This window comes from Pinibacter soli (genome assembly GCF_029961145.1).
In the GTDB taxonomy this organism is placed as follows: domain Bacteria; phylum Bacteroidota; class Bacteroidia; order Chitinophagales; family Chitinophagaceae; genus Pinibacter; species Pinibacter soli.
In genome coordinates, this window is sequence record NZ_JASBRG010000007.1 from 497,084 (window position 1) to 512,885 (window position 15,802).

General features: G+C 40.6%; 16 protein-coding genes and 1 tRNA gene. 5 read left to right on the forward strand and 12 right to left on the reverse strand.

Translation table 11 applies throughout. From position 1 onward, the window contains the following. Nucleotides 1-45 precede the first annotated feature (45 nt). Complete coding sequence (locus QJ048_RS12965) at nt 46-504, forward strand: response regulator (RefSeq protein ID WP_282334790.1); 459 nt, start codon at nt 46-48, stop codon at nt 502-504. Nucleotides 505-970: 466 nt separating this feature from the next. On the opposite strand, the gene QJ048_RS12970 is transcribed toward QJ048_RS12965, so the two are convergent. The 3 genes from QJ048_RS12970 to QJ048_RS12980 all read right to left on the reverse strand — a co-directional run bounded on the left by QJ048_RS12970 (nt 971) and on the right by QJ048_RS12980 (nt 3,604). Next, nucleotides 971-1,186: a hypothetical protein gene (locus QJ048_RS12970; protein WP_282334791.1), complete on the reverse strand. Its 216-nt coding sequence runs from the start codon at nt 1,184-1,186 to the stop codon at nt 971-973. Between the two features lie 219 nt (nt 1,187-1,405). Beyond that, entirely contained in the window at nt 1,406-2,890 is a 1,485-nt protein-coding gene (locus tag QJ048_RS12975; protein WP_282334793.1) for a sensor histidine kinase, read from the reverse strand. Between the two features lie 3 nt (nt 2,891-2,893). Continuing rightward, on the reverse strand, nt 2,894-3,604 hold the full coding sequence (locus QJ048_RS12980) for a response regulator transcription factor (RefSeq protein WP_282334794.1): 711 nt from the start codon (nt 3,602-3,604) through the stop codon (nt 2,894-2,896). A gap of 62 nt (nt 3,605-3,666) precedes the next feature. On the opposite strand from QJ048_RS12980, the gene QJ048_RS12985 reads away from it, so the two are divergent. Beyond that, nucleotides 3,667-5,022, forward strand: a complete 1,356-nt coding sequence (locus tag QJ048_RS12985) for a spondin domain-containing protein (protein ID WP_282334795.1) — start codon at nt 3,667-3,669, stop codon at nt 5,020-5,022. A gap of 538 nt (nt 5,023-5,560) precedes the next feature. Here the strand turns inward: QJ048_RS12985 and QJ048_RS12990 are convergent. The 5 genes from QJ048_RS12990 to QJ048_RS13010 all read right to left on the reverse strand — a co-directional run bounded on the left by QJ048_RS12990 (nt 5,561) and on the right by QJ048_RS13010 (nt 9,221). Further along, entirely contained in the window at nt 5,561-6,343 is a 783-nt protein-coding gene (locus QJ048_RS12990; protein ID WP_282334796.1) for a DUF5602 domain-containing protein, read from the reverse strand. Nucleotides 6,344-7,372: 1,029 nt separating this feature from the next. Further along, nucleotides 7,373-7,783 (reverse strand): immunity protein Imm33 domain-containing protein, encoded by a 411-nt coding sequence (locus tag QJ048_RS12995; RefSeq protein ID WP_282334797.1) that lies wholly within the window; start codon nt 7,781-7,783, stop codon nt 7,373-7,375. After that, the gene (locus QJ048_RS13000; protein WP_282334798.1) at nt 7,746-8,048 is read right to left on the reverse strand and encodes a hypothetical protein; all 303 of its coding nucleotides are present in this window, start codon (nt 8,046-8,048) and stop codon (nt 7,746-7,748) included. Before QJ048_RS13000 ends, QJ048_RS12995 begins: the two co-directional genes overlap by 38 nt. Before the next feature lie 252 nt (nt 8,049-8,300). Then, nucleotides 8,301-9,092 carry a hypothetical protein gene (locus QJ048_RS13005; RefSeq protein ID WP_282334799.1) on the reverse strand — a complete coding sequence of 264 codons (792 nt, stop codon included), beginning with the start codon at nt 9,090-9,092 and terminating at the stop codon, nt 8,301-8,303. Between the two features lie 55 nt (nt 9,093-9,147). Beyond that, a tRNA-Pro gene (locus QJ048_RS13010) sits at nt 9,148-9,221 on the reverse strand. A 109-nt stretch (nt 9,222-9,330) separates the two neighbouring features. On the opposite strand from QJ048_RS13010, the gene QJ048_RS13015 reads away from it, so the two are divergent. Then, nucleotides 9,331-9,987, forward strand: a complete 657-nt coding sequence (locus tag QJ048_RS13015; RefSeq protein WP_282334800.1) for a DUF4136 domain-containing protein — start codon at nt 9,331-9,333, stop codon at nt 9,985-9,987. Between the two features lie 238 nt (nt 9,988-10,225). On the opposite strand, the gene lepA is transcribed toward QJ048_RS13015, so the two are convergent. The 4 genes from lepA to QJ048_RS13035 all read right to left on the reverse strand — a co-directional run bounded on the left by lepA (nt 10,226) and on the right by QJ048_RS13035 (nt 14,542). Further along, nucleotides 10,226-12,013, reverse strand: coding sequence for a translation elongation factor 4 (gene lepA, locus QJ048_RS13020; RefSeq protein WP_282334801.1), 1,788 nt, complete (start codon nt 12,011-12,013; stop codon nt 10,226-10,228). 309 nt (nt 12,014-12,322) lie between these two features. Beyond that, nucleotides 12,323-13,402, reverse strand: a complete 1,080-nt coding sequence (locus tag QJ048_RS13025) for a DNA topoisomerase IB (RefSeq protein WP_282334802.1) — start codon at nt 13,400-13,402, stop codon at nt 12,323-12,325. Nucleotides 13,403-13,512: 110 nt separating this feature from the next. Beyond that, a complete protein-coding gene (locus tag QJ048_RS13030) occupies nt 13,513-14,097 on the reverse strand; it encodes a YciE/YciF ferroxidase family protein (RefSeq protein WP_282334803.1) in 585 nt (194 codons plus the stop codon). A 106-nt stretch (nt 14,098-14,203) separates the two neighbouring features. Then, nucleotides 14,204-14,542 carry a hypothetical protein gene (locus QJ048_RS13035; RefSeq protein ID WP_282334805.1) on the reverse strand — a complete coding sequence of 113 codons (339 nt, stop codon included), beginning with the start codon at nt 14,540-14,542 and terminating at the stop codon, nt 14,204-14,206. Between the two features lie 207 nt (nt 14,543-14,749). Here QJ048_RS13035 and QJ048_RS13040 point away from each other — a divergent pair, with 207 nt between their 5' ends. Both QJ048_RS13040 and QJ048_RS13045 read left to right on the forward strand, forming a co-directional pair. Continuing rightward, complete coding sequence (locus QJ048_RS13040; RefSeq protein WP_282334806.1) at nt 14,750-15,040, forward strand: DUF6496 domain-containing protein; 291 nt, start codon at nt 14,750-14,752, stop codon at nt 15,038-15,040. Between the two features lie 191 nt (nt 15,041-15,231). Continuing rightward, nucleotides 15,232-15,789, forward strand: a complete 558-nt coding sequence (locus tag QJ048_RS13045) for a hypothetical protein (protein ID WP_282334810.1) — start codon at nt 15,232-15,234, stop codon at nt 15,787-15,789. Nucleotides 15,790-15,802 lie beyond the last annotated feature (13 nt).

The following is a 15,802-nucleotide window of genomic DNA, read 5'->3' on the forward strand; positions in this document are numbered from 1 at the left end:
CCAGAAAGTATTACAGCCTTAACAGATAAAAAACAACCAAACCAAATGACTTCTATATTTTTGCATGACGGATTAAATACCTCTCTAATGACTACCCCGAGAACAGGAACTATTTTCATTGCCGACGACGATCCGGAAGATTTGGTTCTGTTGGAAGAAGCCATTTTAAACCACAAACCTTCAGTTGTTATTAAGACCTTTCGTAATAGTGATGCCCTTTTGAACGCATTGGTGCAAGAATCTTCGGATAAATATCCCAGCTTGATTATATTGGATTATAATATGCCTCCAGCTACTGGGGTTGAGGTCTTGTTAATCATGAAAAACTTTCCTCATTTGTTTAATGTACCAAAACTCGTATGGAGTTCATCCAGTAATGCAGATCATATACGTGCATGTTTTGCCAATGGGGCAGCTGGATATTTTGCCAAGCCATGCTCAGTGAAAGAATACGAAGAACTTGCTGCTAAAGTATGTTCCCATCTAAAAATCGCCACACATTAGGTTGTTAGGTGCTTAAATATATTTCTTGCTATTGCGTCAACGATGGTCCGTACAATTATAAGGTCATCGGAACGGTTTTTCGATTGAGATGTTATATAAAGTGCTGATTGGGTTATATGCTTCACTGAAAAAATCAAGCTTTCCTACGCTTGTGCTGGCAGGATTAGTTATTTATAGCTTTCATTCGGGGGTACCCTGTATTGTACTCAACCCTGATGTTAGTTTTGTGGTCATCCTATCTCCTTTGTTGTATAATGCGACTTCACGCACTTTTTAGAAAGATTTCAAAGCCAATATACGTCCTATCTGCCTTGCGCGAAGACAACTTCCGGCCACCCTTACGACAAACCTAATGTTGTACACGACCTTTCTAAGTCTGCCGAATGAAGTACAAAATTTATAATATTTCAATCTGGATTGGTAACGGTAATGTATATGCGAATCAACCGATGATTGTGTGACAGCATCAAAACAGCACGTCTAACATTTTTAATGTGGCCCTGCCGATTGTTGCCACCAGATCAAGTGGGCCTAACGAATATGGAGAGCAAAATATTCGTGTTACATTACCCTGGTAAATGTGGAAATGCATCAACTGTGCGTAGCAATATTTGAAAGCGTAGTATTGTGTCGTTTTACCGATCGACTTACCACTAATCCAGATCAGAGCATCCAAAGCCATGCTCCAAATCTATTCAGAAGATCTGGTTGGCAGAATAGTTTGTATAACGTTTTTAGATAGAAATGTTTCGGTAAAACTTACAATCAAAGTTTGCGAATCATTGCTCTTCAAACACAAGACATAACAAAAAAAGAATAAGGCAATGAAATTTTTCTAAGTGTAAAAGGATAGGCTCTAACAGCAAGGAATCAACCGACCTTCCCGGGACAGATAATTTATTTACACAACAGGCTTTGTTACGATGGGTAACACAAAAAGAAAAGTGGCGCCCTTTCCAGGCTCACTAATTACCTCTATCGTTGACTGATGCAGCTCGAGAATCTTTTTTACAATGGCAAGTCCTATTCCCATTCCTTTTTTTTCGACAACCTTGCTCCCTAATTGTTTATAACGTTCAAAGATAAATGGTTGCTGTTCTTTAGCAATGCCTGCTCCGGTATCACTCACCTCCACTTTTACACCTTCCTCTTCGTTGCTCAAATGAACGGTGATACGGCCCCCTTCAGGCGTATGACCGAATGCATTGTCCAGCAGGTTTTGAAATACCCGTTCAGTTAGTGCAATGTCGGCCATCACAGCAGGGATCGCACCGGCAGTGTCAATATGCAGCGCTATCCTTTTTTCTTTTGCTTTCAGCTCGTTTGCTACTAATATATCCGAGACCAGTTCACTAATAAGAAATAGCTCTTTTTGCGGAGTGATAAGATTTGCCTCCAGTTTCGCAAACTGAAACAACTGCTCCACCAGCACCGATAGTTTTTTTGTACTGTCGTAAATAATGTGCAGGTATTTGTGCTTGTCCTGTTCCGTTAGATCAGCCTCTTTGATCATAAGTGTCTCTACATAACCGCGGGTAATAGCCAGCGGTGTCCGAAGATCATGGGAAACATTGGCGATCAGTTCCTGGCGAAATTTGTCAGTAGCCGTGATCTTTTCAATATTGTCAACAATGACATCTGCCATCTCGTTAAAAGTGGAAGTAAGCATTCCAAGATTACCTTTATCATGCCCCTTGATGCGGGCAGAGTAATCCCCTTCCTTAAATCTCTTCACTACATTAACGATACCGTCAATACTGCCGGTTATTAAAAAAAAGGTAACGAGCCCTACGATAAATGTTACCACGAGAACCGTGAAAAAGATATACATACCAAGACGATAATGTAAATGACCGTTGACGGCATTCAAAATGTTTCGCTGTTTTTCGCTGGACAAAACAGCATATACATAACCGGAAAGCTTCCCATTGTCATATACTGAAGCGGCTGAAAATATACTCGGTTCATTTGGCTGTTTAGGATTGTCTCCCATTGGCTTATCCCCTTCACTGGCGGCTAGCCACTGTTTTACTTTTGCAATATCTACTTTACGTATTTGCACCGTAGTGTCCGGAACAACATAGTCTGTTATGTTACCCGCCGTGTCCAGCAAATACACTTCCACACTCGGATTGGCGACCATTGTAGAGTGAATGATGTCGTGTGTTACGGTAGTATCGGGTTTCCCATCTTTAAAAGGTTTGGAAAAAGTAGCAAGGTGCCGGGCAAGGTCGCCATATAATTCCTGGTGCGCAGCGGTGTAGTAGGAAGAAGAATATCTTGAAGCAATGATTACAAACACTACACCCAGCATAACAATCAGCGTAGTAAATACAATGGCGATTTTCCAAAATAGCAAGTTGCCTTTTATTGTTCGGATTGACATAATTTATAGTTCTTCATTAAACCTGTATCCAATTCCCCAGGTGGTTAAAATAAATTTCGGATTTGAAACATCTTCTTCAATCTTCGCACGCAGCCGGTTTATATGACTGTTTACTGTGTGTTCATAGCCTTCAAAATCATATCCCCATACCAGGTTCAGCAAGCGTTTGCGGTTATAGCTCTTACCGGGATGCGTTGCCAGCAGCGTTATCAGGTCAAACTCTTTGGGAGAAAGATCGATTCTCAAATTATTCAGTGTGACTTTTCTTTTATCAATGTCGATAACGAGGCCACCATAACTTAACACAGATTGTGGCAGTGTTTCGCTCGAAGAGACCGCATGCTCTTCGCTTCTGCGGAAAATCACATTTACTCTTGCAATGAATTCGCGGATGCTAAAGGGTTTCGTCAGATAGTCGTCTGCTCCTGTTTCCAGCCCCAGTACTTTATCCAGCTCCTCTGACTTGGCAGTTAACATGATAATCGGTGTGCGACGATCTGTTTGTCTTATTTTTCTGCAGACCTCCATTCCGTTGAGCAAAGGCAACATAATATCAAGTATGACAAGGTCAAATGCTTCCTCCTTCGCCATTTTGCATCCAAGCTCGCCGTTTTCTGCTGACATCACTTTACAGCCAAGATCAACGAGGTGTATCGTAAGTAGTTCCACGATATTGTTGTCGTCTTCTATTATCAATACTTTTTTGTTATCCATAGACAAAACAAAATTGAACAAAATTCTTCTACAAAAATGGCTGTGATACTTTTGTTATAATTATGAAACAGGTTTGGGACACTGTTATTGTTGTTTTGCCGGTACAAAAAGATAATACCATGAACACAAGTCTTGCAAAAAAACTCTCACTACTTGTCCTGCCTTGCTTACTCTTTACAGCCTGCAAAAAAGACAATTCGTCTATGCCGCAGCCTAACACCATAACCATTGAGAATGTGTTGGATAGTAGGCCACTGGTAGAATCAGGCACCTTCCAGGGAAATGGAAAGCCAGCGGTAATTCCTCCTGGCGAATCTGCTGCTATTACTTTTTCAGCTGCTAAAAACCAGCGATTGACTTTCGCTACCATGTACGGATGGAGCAATGACTTGTTCTTTGCGCCGGAAAACCCCGGCATAAAACTGTACAATGATGACGGCACCCCCATTACCGGCGACGTATCTTCGCAGGTAAAGCTTTGGGATAATGGCACCCGCATGAACCAAACTCCGGGCGCCGGTGTAGTGCATCCCGGAACAGCCGAAGCAACTGCCAGGAACATTAAAGAAGTAACATCAATGGATGACTATGGACACACTTATTTACCGGCTTCCCAGCTGATGAAATTATCACTTGCTTATAACGGCAATTCCACCTTCACACTTACCATCATGAATAATTCCGGCGGCACTCCAAACGAAACACCTTTTAGTCCGGGCGTTTGGGCCATCTCTTATGTTGTTGGCGGCAATTTGTTATTACCAGAGCCTATTTTTAGTGCAGGTAAACTTTCTGCCAACGGACTAACCGACATTGCTGAAGCCGGAAACAATGCGACCCTAAGCGCTTATGTCTCGAAGCTGACAGGCATCTTTACACCACTGTCACCTGTTCTTGTTGTGGTCTATGATGGCGGCGCCAATCCTTTTTACAAAACAGGTGAGTATGACAGAGGTGAGGGACTGAAAGACCTTGCACAAAAAGGCAATGCAGATATTCTTGCCGCGGCGTTGAAAACAAAACCCGGTGTGAAGGCTGTATATGTACTGAAAGACCCCGCCACAACGGTACTTCTTCCAAGGATCAATGGTAACATGGGAAGTAAAGTATCTCAACTATTGTCTCTAAGAAACGGGGAAAAAATAGCCATTGCTACAATGTACGGTTTTTCGAATGATTGGTTCTTTGCCACTACCGGCAAAGATATTGAGGCTACAGAGAAAGGAGATGTTTCTTCTATGATCGGCTTGTTTGATGATGGCACAGCTATTAATCAGTTTCCAGGAGCAGGCATCACACAATTCAATCTTGCTGGCACACCACTGAATGAGAGAAAACCAATCCAGGCAGTTCCGAATCCCAACGATTTCACTACGCTCCCCCCGATACCAAATATCATAAAAGTGACGCTGCAATGATCAACTACTGAAAACCTTTATTGTAATACACATGCTATCGTATAATAAACAAGAGCTGAAAGAATTCGGTTCTTGTTTATTTGTTTAAATAAAGCAGATGGAGCATAGTAAAGTCCAGGCTTTTAAAAAACCATTTGAGGTCCGCATTGTAATGTTGTCAACTCATGCACAGATAAACTCCCCGGGCACGAGCAACTTAAATATTAACTCCCCACATAAAAGTAACCAGTCGTCCTTTCAGGAGTTGCTCTTCCCCTTCATAACTTACCGGTATTTCAAAATAACGTTCCATTGCCACAAATATAAGCAGCAGGATGAAAATTTCAGAGAGCTCTTTCTACCCATTAAGGCTAGATTGAAAACAATTTACGCTCCCCCTTTTCCTTGGGGACAAACCCGCCTCATAAACCCTCGCGGATGGTGTGTTGCAGGAAGGGAAGAGTGGCGGGCTGGCGAAATGGCTGTTCCTAAAAATAAAAAAAGCCTTCTCAAATATTGCTGAGAAGACTTTTTGGTTGTTGTCTTGAAGCTTAATAAACTACGATTGTGTTCTGAAAACAAACCCATCCAATACTACTTCTGTAAGCCCATCATGTTTAACTACTCTCTCCACTGTTGGATAGTATCCACTTTTTTGAACCTTCAAAGGCTGTGGAATACTTCTTTCAAAATTGGTGTTGTTCTTCAAAAAATCTAACGTTATCATCGGTTCGTAAAAAGTCACTTTGCCATCATAGGTGCCATATATAAATGTTTGTGTAAAGGGTTGGCCATTAAATTCTGGCGAAGTTGGATCAACCCAATGTGCACCCATTTTCGGAACGCCTCCACCTGCATTAAAATAATTGGCAGGAAGGTAAGCGGGAGCAGGCCAGTTGTTAAATTTCAAGCTATCTAATTCGTAAGGAGGTATTGCGTCAACGGCATCTGCACTCGTCATATAAAAATGAAAATCAAAGTGTGGTTTACCATAAATGGGCTCAGGTTCGTGGCCGGCAGGGTTCCAATCTAAACCAGTATGATCGAAAGGTAAGATACTAGCTTTTGGATGATATTTTAATATCCAGTCATTCTCCCCGCTATGGTCGTGGCCAGTATGGCCATCACCACCAATAGGCAGGCTATTGAGAGCGGCGTCATCTATTGTAATGCCCAATTTTTCAGGTTTACCACTATTGTCAAGTTGTATCCAGGTCCATGCTTTGCCATCATGCACCTGTACCACTGGCCCCTTAAAAATACCACTGTGACCATCGTTATCTTTCTTACAGGAACTTACAATCAACATGATTGCAAGAACAAAGAATCCAATTTTTTTCATTGAAATTTAGTTTAATTGTTTTGTTATTATAAAACAAAACTGCAGTATCCCTAAAGCAACACCAAGTTATATCAGAACGAGTTGCATATAATCTAGAATGAATTGATGTAAACCATCATCGCCCTGGGTTCAATTAAACTAATCTTAAGTATTTAAATAAAAAATTGTTCGCTGTAAGCGATTCGCGAACAACCAATCCAATAGATCAAGTACGCCATCAATGCTAATTTTCGAAACAGGCATTTCGCATGTTCCACTAAACACCTACAACTAGTTTTTTATTCTTAGTTAATAATCTCTCCGGGATATATGTCAATGTGATGTATTGCGTTTTCTACAGTATATGTAGAAATTAAAGATCTGCAATCTTATATTTTAACTAAGGCCCTCAGGAGTGAGAGTCTCAATTGAAACCTGATGTGTTACATTGGTAACGAATATTGTTTTTTCATGCTGGATCAAAATATCCCGGCGTAGATACATCCAGGATATGAAAACTAAACCTTCGTAAAGTACTGCGATCAACATCTGCGAAACTCAGCTTCTCATCAGATTCAATTATTGAGACGTCCGCTTTTCCTGTCCTCCTTGCATTTCCTGACAAGAAAATCAATACTGAATGAATGCGTTGTTTTCATTGCATACAATTTGAAAAGTTTTGAAATAGATTGATTTCGTTCTCTTCATTTTCACTAGTCCGCAGGTTCGAATCCGTTTCGAATCCTATCAAATCAGATCAATTGCAATGATCTAATTCTTTCAAACTCAAAAAGATGGAAGCATTCTGGTGAGTCAAATATAATTCTGAGGCTGGCTCACCGCTTTACTCACCGAACTCTTTGAAATAAATTGATATGATTTGTTATAAAAAGAGGAAAAAGGCCCGTAAAACCTGGATTTCTGTAGGCCTTTAAAATCGCTTGAATGTACATTTGTCGTCCTCACTGGACAGTTTTCGAACCGGTTTATTGATGATTTGGAAAGAATAGCGAGGATATGTTAATCAGTTCATGACTGCGTTTTTAGCGGCTAGATATTTAAAATCAGCCTATCATACCAAACATCCTCATACGTATTATCAAATAAAAATCGCCATCCAGGAGCCAGTCCTAAATAATTAATTGCTTTGGGACATAGTTCGAGAAGATGATTAATATGTACAGGTTGAAAAAAGTCGTCAGAATTAGAATATTCACCAGCCCATATGTACCAGTTTGTCGAATGAGTATTTTCAATAGGATGTCGTAGTCCATTAATGGGTAAGCTAAAAGTGTTAAAACTTTTTAAGGCTACTCCAATTATTTTGTCAAATGGAGATTCTAAAAATTCAGCATTGTATTTCTTACAAAGGGCCTTTTGTCTTTCTATAAATCCTTTTTCAATATGGTCCACTAATTGTTTTTTACTTGTGAGAGTACTTGGAGGGCGATTTATATCCATTTTTTTGAACTTCAATTATAAGCTCTTCTGCTTTCTTCAAATCATTGAAAATATAATCATAGAGTGAAAAGTCCAACTCTGGCTCTTTACTTACAGTTGCAATCTTAACAAGATCATGGCAAACTTCAATTGCCAATTTATAAGGCTGATCAGCAAAACAATCTATTTGATAAAAATGTATGTCAGAACTATGCTCATCGAAGTAAATCTGCTTCGAATCAAATTGTTGATAAAGGAATTCCTTAAAACTATTTAAACTGATCATTTTTTTGATTTGATAGGTTTTGAGAGTACGCTGTTTCAATGAAACTTCACAAGATTCGAATCTCTTTGACTTTGAATACTAAGATATTAAAGTGAAGTTGTTTTTTCAAAAAACATAAAACCCGCTATGATGGCGGGTTTCAAGACCCAGTCGACCTCACTGGACAGTTTTCGAACCGGTTTATCGATGATTTGGAAAGGATAGCAAGGATTCTTAAGAGCTAACAGGCTTATACATAAGTTGAAAAGAGAATTAAGGCTCTACGGGAATTAAATTAATGTTCACTTTTAATAACTTAAGTTCATCCCACAATTCTCTTGTAATAAATATTTTATTGTGTGCTTCGGCGCCACTTCCAAAGTAGTCAGATGTTTTAAAAATTGGAAGATTGGGGATACTCCCCTTAAAAGAAGGAAAAAGTCCTTTAAAGCTATTTCTGTATTTTTTTCTGTTGCATTTGGCACATAATTCAAATGGTTGGTTCTTCAAATTCAATGGCATGTCAACCTTGGGTATTTTCAACTGCAAAGTATCCTCCAAAACTGTTTCTTTCTTAAATAAAACAACAGGTGTAAAGTCTAAGCCTATTTTCTTAAATACATTATCATAAAGGTTTTTTCGAACAAATAATTCATCATAAATCCAATTCATAGTAAAACAGGTCTTGTTACCCCACTTCGGCTCCTTTGCCAATCTAAAAGAATCTTGTTGAACTTTCGCGATATCACAAGCATCACAATAATTATTATCAGTTTGATATGTTTTTGCAAAATACCCCCCATTGATGTCGGGCATTGGATAGCCGTTAGCCCAGCGACTAGATAAAACAAATAATTTACTATTTAAATAGTCTTCTTTGTCATACTCAGTCCAATAATACTTTTCTAAGGCCCACTCATCTATCAACTGTAGTAACTCTTTATTTTCATCTGTGCCACTAAAATCGATTGAACTGAAACCTTCATCCACTTCAATCCCGAATGATTTCAAACTATATCTTTGGCTCAAATTCCAATCATTGTATACTCTATAAAATGTTTTCATATTATAACCCTAAAATAAAAAAGTCCGTTGAGATTTGCCCACCGAACTTCCCCAGTCGAGGCGACTGGATTCGAACCAGCGACTCCCACGTCCCGAACGTGATGCGCTACCGGACTGCGCTACGCCTCGAAAATTCTAACCCAAATTAAGTTTTTGGAATAATTGATCAAAATTATTGATCGAACAAAGCAGAACGTTTGCTTGTTTCTATTAATAATCAGAAACAGAAACCACTCTTATGCGCAAACTTGTCCTTTTTACCCTTATTGCAAGTGTTATTATTTGCTCTTGCTCGTCGAAACAGGCCATTCAGTTTTCCCAGGAGAAAATGCAAAACGTAGATTTTAAGAAATACAACACATATGCCTTTTTACCGACTACCGACACCCAATATGCGAAATTGGTTAATCGAACCGTACTTGTCCCTTTAATGGTGACAGAAGTGAAGGATCAGCTGGACGCAAAAGGAATGAAGCTGGACACGCTACATCCGGATTGCCTTTTTACCTATGAGCTGGTGATGAAGTACGACTACCAGGTATCGCAGGACAAAGTGGTCGACTACAGCCCGCAAACACTCACACGTGCGGATATGCCTTCCTACAACAGTTATAGCGGACTTTCCGGCGGTAGCTATGTTCGCGCCAACACGGATCCGTTTTCCAACGTATACTATTACAGCAGCGACAACAGGCCCGTTACTTATCACGGAAAAATGCAGATCGATACATTGCGGGAAGGATCACTGGTGATCGATATGATCGACGCAAAATCAAAAGAAATTGTCTGGAGAAGTATGGTCAAGGGCCAACGCGCCGAGGCCGTGAAAATGACGCCTGAAGCAGCAACAAAATACTATATCCCCAAAATGCTAAAAAAACTTCCACGCAAGTAGCGCACATATTTCACGCAAAGACATGATTTTTTTCACGCAGCGAACGCGGCGAAGCAACGGCGCAGCGGGTAAATTTACTGTGATACGAAAAGAATTTGTATCATATACTTTTTACAAAGCATAAAACAAAATGGCTTCCTGGCGAACGTCTGCGTCGCTGCCCCGCGGCGTTCGCGGCGTGAAACAAAAATGTCCCACTTTTCAGTGAGACATTCTATTTATTTGGAAAATCGTTTTTTTAATCATCCAGTTTCAATACTGCGAGGAACGCTTCTTGTGGAACCTCTACACTACCGATCTGGCGCATACGTTTTTTACCTTCTTTCTGTTTTTCCAACAGTTTACGTTTACGGCTAATATCACCTCCATAACATTTTGCAGTTACGTCTTTACGCATTGCACTGATGGTTTCGCGGGCAACGATCTTCGCACCAATGGCAGCCTGTATCGCAATCATGAACTGTTGACGAGGCAACAACTCTTTTAATTTTTCGCAAAGCTTACGACCGAAATCTTGTGAACGGCTGCGGTGGATCAAGGCACTCAAAGCATCCACTTTTTCAGCGTTCAGCAGAATATCCATTCTCACGATATCACTATCACGGTATCCGATCGGATGGTAATCGAACGAAGCGTAACCTCTCGTCTGGCTCTTCAGCTTGTCGTAGAAGTCAAACACGATCTCTGTCAAAGGCATTTCAAAGATCAACTCAACACGCGTTTGAGTAAGATAACTTTGGTTCAACAAAATACCACGTTTGCCAAGACAAAGTGTCATGATATTACCTATGTAATCAGGCTTGGTGATGATCTGCGCTCTGATGAAAGGCTCTTCAATCCTGTCGATGCGAGTAGGATCAGGCATTTCAGCAGGATTGTTCACAATCACTTTTTCACCTTTCCCTGTGTAAGCGATAAAGCTTACGTTCGGTACGGTTGTAATTACCGTTTGGTTAAACTCCCTTTCCAGGCGCTCCTGGATAATTTCCATGTGCAGCATTCCGAGGAATCCGCATCGGAAACCAAAACCAAGCGCTTGTGAGGTTTCAAGTTCGTATGTAAGAGAGGCATCGTTTAGTTGCAGTTTATCCATGCACTCACGAAGCTCTTCAAAATCATCTGTTTCAACTGGGAAGATGCCGGCAAATACCATCGGTTTCACGTCCTCAAAACCCTTGATGCCTTCGCCAGGATTTGCAGTTAAAGTAAGCGTATCACCCACTTTCACCTCTTTTGCATTTTTGATACCGGTAATGATATAACCTACTGTACCGCATTCCACTTCTTTGCGTTCTTCCATTTTCAGCTTAAGTACGCCAACCTCATCTGCTTCATATTCACTATCGTTGGAAGTAAATCTAACTTTGTCGCCCTTTTTCAGCGTACCATTCATGATACGGTAATACACGATGATACCCCGAAAGCTGTTGAATACGCTGTCAAAAACCAACGCCTGCAAAGGAGCATTTGGATCGCCTGCCGGAGCAGGGATTTTTTCAACAATCGCTTCCAGAATCTTGTCAACACCTAAACCTGTTCTGCCGCTCGCCAAAAGAATATCTTCTGGTTTGCATCCGATCAGATCAATGATTTGATCCTTCACCTCGTCAATCATTGCTCCGTCCATATCAATTTTATTGATTACGGGAATGATTTCCAAGTCGTTATCTATTGCCAGGTAAAGATTGGAGATGGTTTGTGCCTGGATACCCTGAGTAGCATCAACAAGCAATAAAGCGCCTTCGCAGGCTGCCAAGGCACGGCTCACTTCATAGCTAAAGTCAACGTGGCCCGGAGTATCAATAAGATTAAGTGTATATTTTTCGCCGTTGTGCGCGTAGTTGATCTGAATTGCGTGGCTTTTGATGGTAATACCTTTTTCTCTTTCAAGGTCCATGTCATCCAGCACCTGGTCCATCATGTCTCTATCACTAATGGTACCTGTGCTCTGTAGTAAACGGTCTGCCAGGGTACTTTTTCCGTGGTCAATATGGGCTATAATACAAAAATTTCGAATATTCTTCATTCTCTAAAACGCACTTTTATGCGCTGCAAAAGTAAGGTAAACAATTGGATAATTTGAAAATTTGAAGATTTGAAAATGGCTTTAGACGCGGTTTTCCAGATTGATTGTTAGTTATTTATGTTTTGAGCAGATTTGGAGACAAGCAGTTGGAATAAGAATTGAGCTTTTGTTGCGTCGCAGTACGTTCGTCGGCAGTAATTCTATTAAGCATTGAGCTTGTGCGCATCAACTTATTGAACAGAAAAATTTTTTCTGTGCAAAAGAATGAATGCGCCCTACGGTGGCCCAATTTTCAAATTTCCACATTCCCTAAATCGTTTCCGCCAACACCTTCATTAACACCTTCTCCTCTCCCGTCAAATCCGTCTTATTGTCCGGTTCTTCGATTTTATCTAGCGCCGTTATGTATTTTTTCAGATTGTTTTCTTCATACATCTTTATCAGGCCGGGATGGACATAATATTTCTTGCAAACGGCCCGGGTGTTTCCCAATTTTTGGCTCACCTCATCCAACACTGCCACCACATTTTTCTTTCCTTCAGTCGATGTTGCCGCTTCTCCCATCGATTTAAAAGCACGTAATGCATTCAAGGTTCCCGCCCATGTACGAAAATCTTTTGCTGTAAAATCCGCTCCCGTGGCTTCTTTGATATAATTGTTCACTGCCCCGGAATCGATTGACTTGCGATTGTTTTCGCTGTCATAAAATTGAAAAAGTTCCTTGCCGGGAATATCGCGGCACGCCTCGACAATTTTCGCGAGCCTTTTGTTAGTGAGAGAAACATTGTGATACACGCCTTTTTTTCCTTTGAAAGAAAAAGAAATTTTGTCTCCTTTTACAGAAACATGTTTATCCTTTAAAGTAGTGAGCCCATAAGATCCATACAGCTTTTCGTAACCTTCATTGCCGATGCGTATGTAAGTGCGTTCCATCAGCGAGATCACAGTTGCTATGACTTTATCCGCATTCAATTCTTTGGAAACAATGTCTTGTTCAATCTTTGCACGTAGTGCCGGAATCATTTTTCCAAACTCCAACATGCGATGAAATTTTGTTTCATTGCGCAACACATTCCAAAGCGGATGGTAACGGTACTGCTTGCGTCCGCGTGCATCAAGGCCCGCGGCCTGAATGTGCCCTTCAGGTAATGTGCATATCCATACATTTTTCCATGCCGGCGGAATAACCAGCTTCTTGAATCTAAGCAACTCATCTTTGCTCTTCACAAGTTTATCTTCAAGATAGTAACTGAATCCCTTTCCTTTCTTCACGCGCACAATTCCGGGATCACTAACAGACACGTATACCAAATGCGCCACTTTCGCAGACTCTTTGTAATCTGCAGCTATTCGTAGAAATTGCGGGTGCGATAATTTAAGAGCTTCCATGTTTGATATTTAAAACTGAACGCTTAATGCTTACGCTAGTAGCAAAAAACGCATAACACGCAACGCAGAGGTTCCTGCGTTAGGCGTTATGCGTTCAGCTTTAGGCAAAACTATTCTTCCTCATCCTCTGCAGCATTATTGATATGCGCTTCGGCGATTTTTGTTAATAACTTATCAGCGTTTTTTTCTTCCTGTAAAGTTTGTGCAAGCAAATCAGCTACATCGTTCTTGCCCATTGTAGTGGCAAGCTGATGAAGACTACCGTATGTCGTGATCTCATAGTGTTCTACTTTTTGCGCAGCCAGGATCAAACCTACATCGCGAGTGCTGGTGCCTTCTTCAGTTTCTTCAACGATGCTTTCCCCTTCTTTAAGGATACCTTCCATTGCATCGCATTTTTTTGCTTTGGGTGTTTCTCCCAACAACTCAAAAACGCGTTCAAGACGAGTTACATGTCCTTCTGTTTGTTTCAGGTGATCTGCAAATGCATTGGCAAGCTCATCTGAATTAGCTGCTTTTTGCATTTTTGGTAACGCTTTTATAATGTGCTTCTCTGCCCAATAGATGTCCTTTATTTCTTCCACAAAAAAATCAGCCAGCATCGATTTAACTGTTTTGTTTTTTGAAGAAGATGGTTTTTTTGTTGCGGTGGCAGCAGCCGCTTTGCCATTTGTACTTTTTGTTGTTTTTTCCATAAAATGAAAATTTAATTATTGATTAAAATGTTTGGTATTTGATAAAAGTCAAAATAAGAGACAGTGTCCTTCAGCTTTTACTTTTCACTTTTGAATTTTACTTCTGCTACGATATCGGGGATTTCTTATGAATGTCTTCAACTTGTTTTAGAAAGCGCCCTATTTGCATGTCTGCATAAACGCCGTAAGCATCAACAAGTGTTCCTTTCGAACCGTTTCCGGTTTCGATCACATACAATATTGCATTGTCATCCGGATCTGATGCACCTTCAAACCTGTAGAAATCTACTACTCTGACATCATCCGGTTTATACACCTGTTCTGTCTGAAGAGAAAGCAGGCCCTTTTCGTTCACTTTAAAATCCTGCGTGTAACCATTGTTTACAGCTTTGTTAATGCAGTAGCGCATGTCACGCATTTCTTGTAAATGATATTCAGGTCGCATAACAGTATTTTCAGGATGTCCAGTAAATACCTTGCCGTTTGACATCCTTGTAAAGACTGGAAAAATGTAGCCAGAAATCCCCAAATTCAGGCTTTTCGCCTCTTAGCAGGAACGGTAGGATTTTTAATGAATATACAGTGGCTTATGTGGCAATAGTTTCACACTTGTGTTCACATATCCTATTTATTAATCGTTAAATTTCATGTTATGCCAAAATATTCAAAAGCAACCCAAAACGTGGTTGAAGAAGATATGCACAGATTTAAAAAAGGCACATTGAAAAGCGGACCCGGCGGCAAAGGCGGCACTGTTAAAAATCCCAAACAGGCAGTTGCCATTGCGTTAAGTGAAGCAAGAGAAAAAGGAATGAAGGCACCGGAAAAAGCCACCTCTAAGCGGGCTGCGCCAAAACGTGCAACGGCGAAGAAAGCTGCGCCGAAGAAAGCTGCGGCTAAGCGAGCAGCTCCAAAGAAGGCGGCACGCAGAATGGCGAAATAGCCAAATTAATAATTAATAATTAACAATTAATAGTGGGTGAGCGAAATGTAGTACTTCATGCTTTTTCAAATAATAATAAGACGTACCATTTCTGAAAACTAAATGTCATTTTGTTGTAACAACTACTAATTCTTAATTATTAATTATTAATTCCGAATTGCTCTCTATCACTCAAACATAAACCACCCACTATGCAACTCAATCTGGTAAAAGAACTTCAGGAATATATGGGGACAAACATTAACAAAATTGACCCCAACACGCAGGAACTTAAAGAAGTAGATTTTGCACACAGATATGATAAACTGGCACAGGCAGGCGTTCCGACTGTTTTAACAGTGTTGTACAAATATACACACACCCTCGATGGTGGCGCAAAACTGCTCAAGCGCGATCCGGCTACTAATGTGCTGGCAGATATGCTTGGTACAAACTATACGGACGTGGTGAACAAGATAGCTGACTATTCCGGCTTTTCAGAAATGTATACCGCCGGCGTGCTGGATAACCTTGCAGTGCAGGCAGTGAAACTTCTTAACGAACAGGCAGGCAATGATCCCGTGAAGGCCCAGTCGCTACTGGCAGATCAGCGTCATGAAATTTTAACGCACCTACCAGCTTCCATAGAATTGGGTAAAGCCCTGGACGATACAACCATCGATGACAGAACAAACAAGATGGAAGGCCCTGTTTCAAATCTGTTACATACTATTGAAAACTTTTTTGCTTCATCACCTGTTAAAAAGTGATGCGCTAACAATA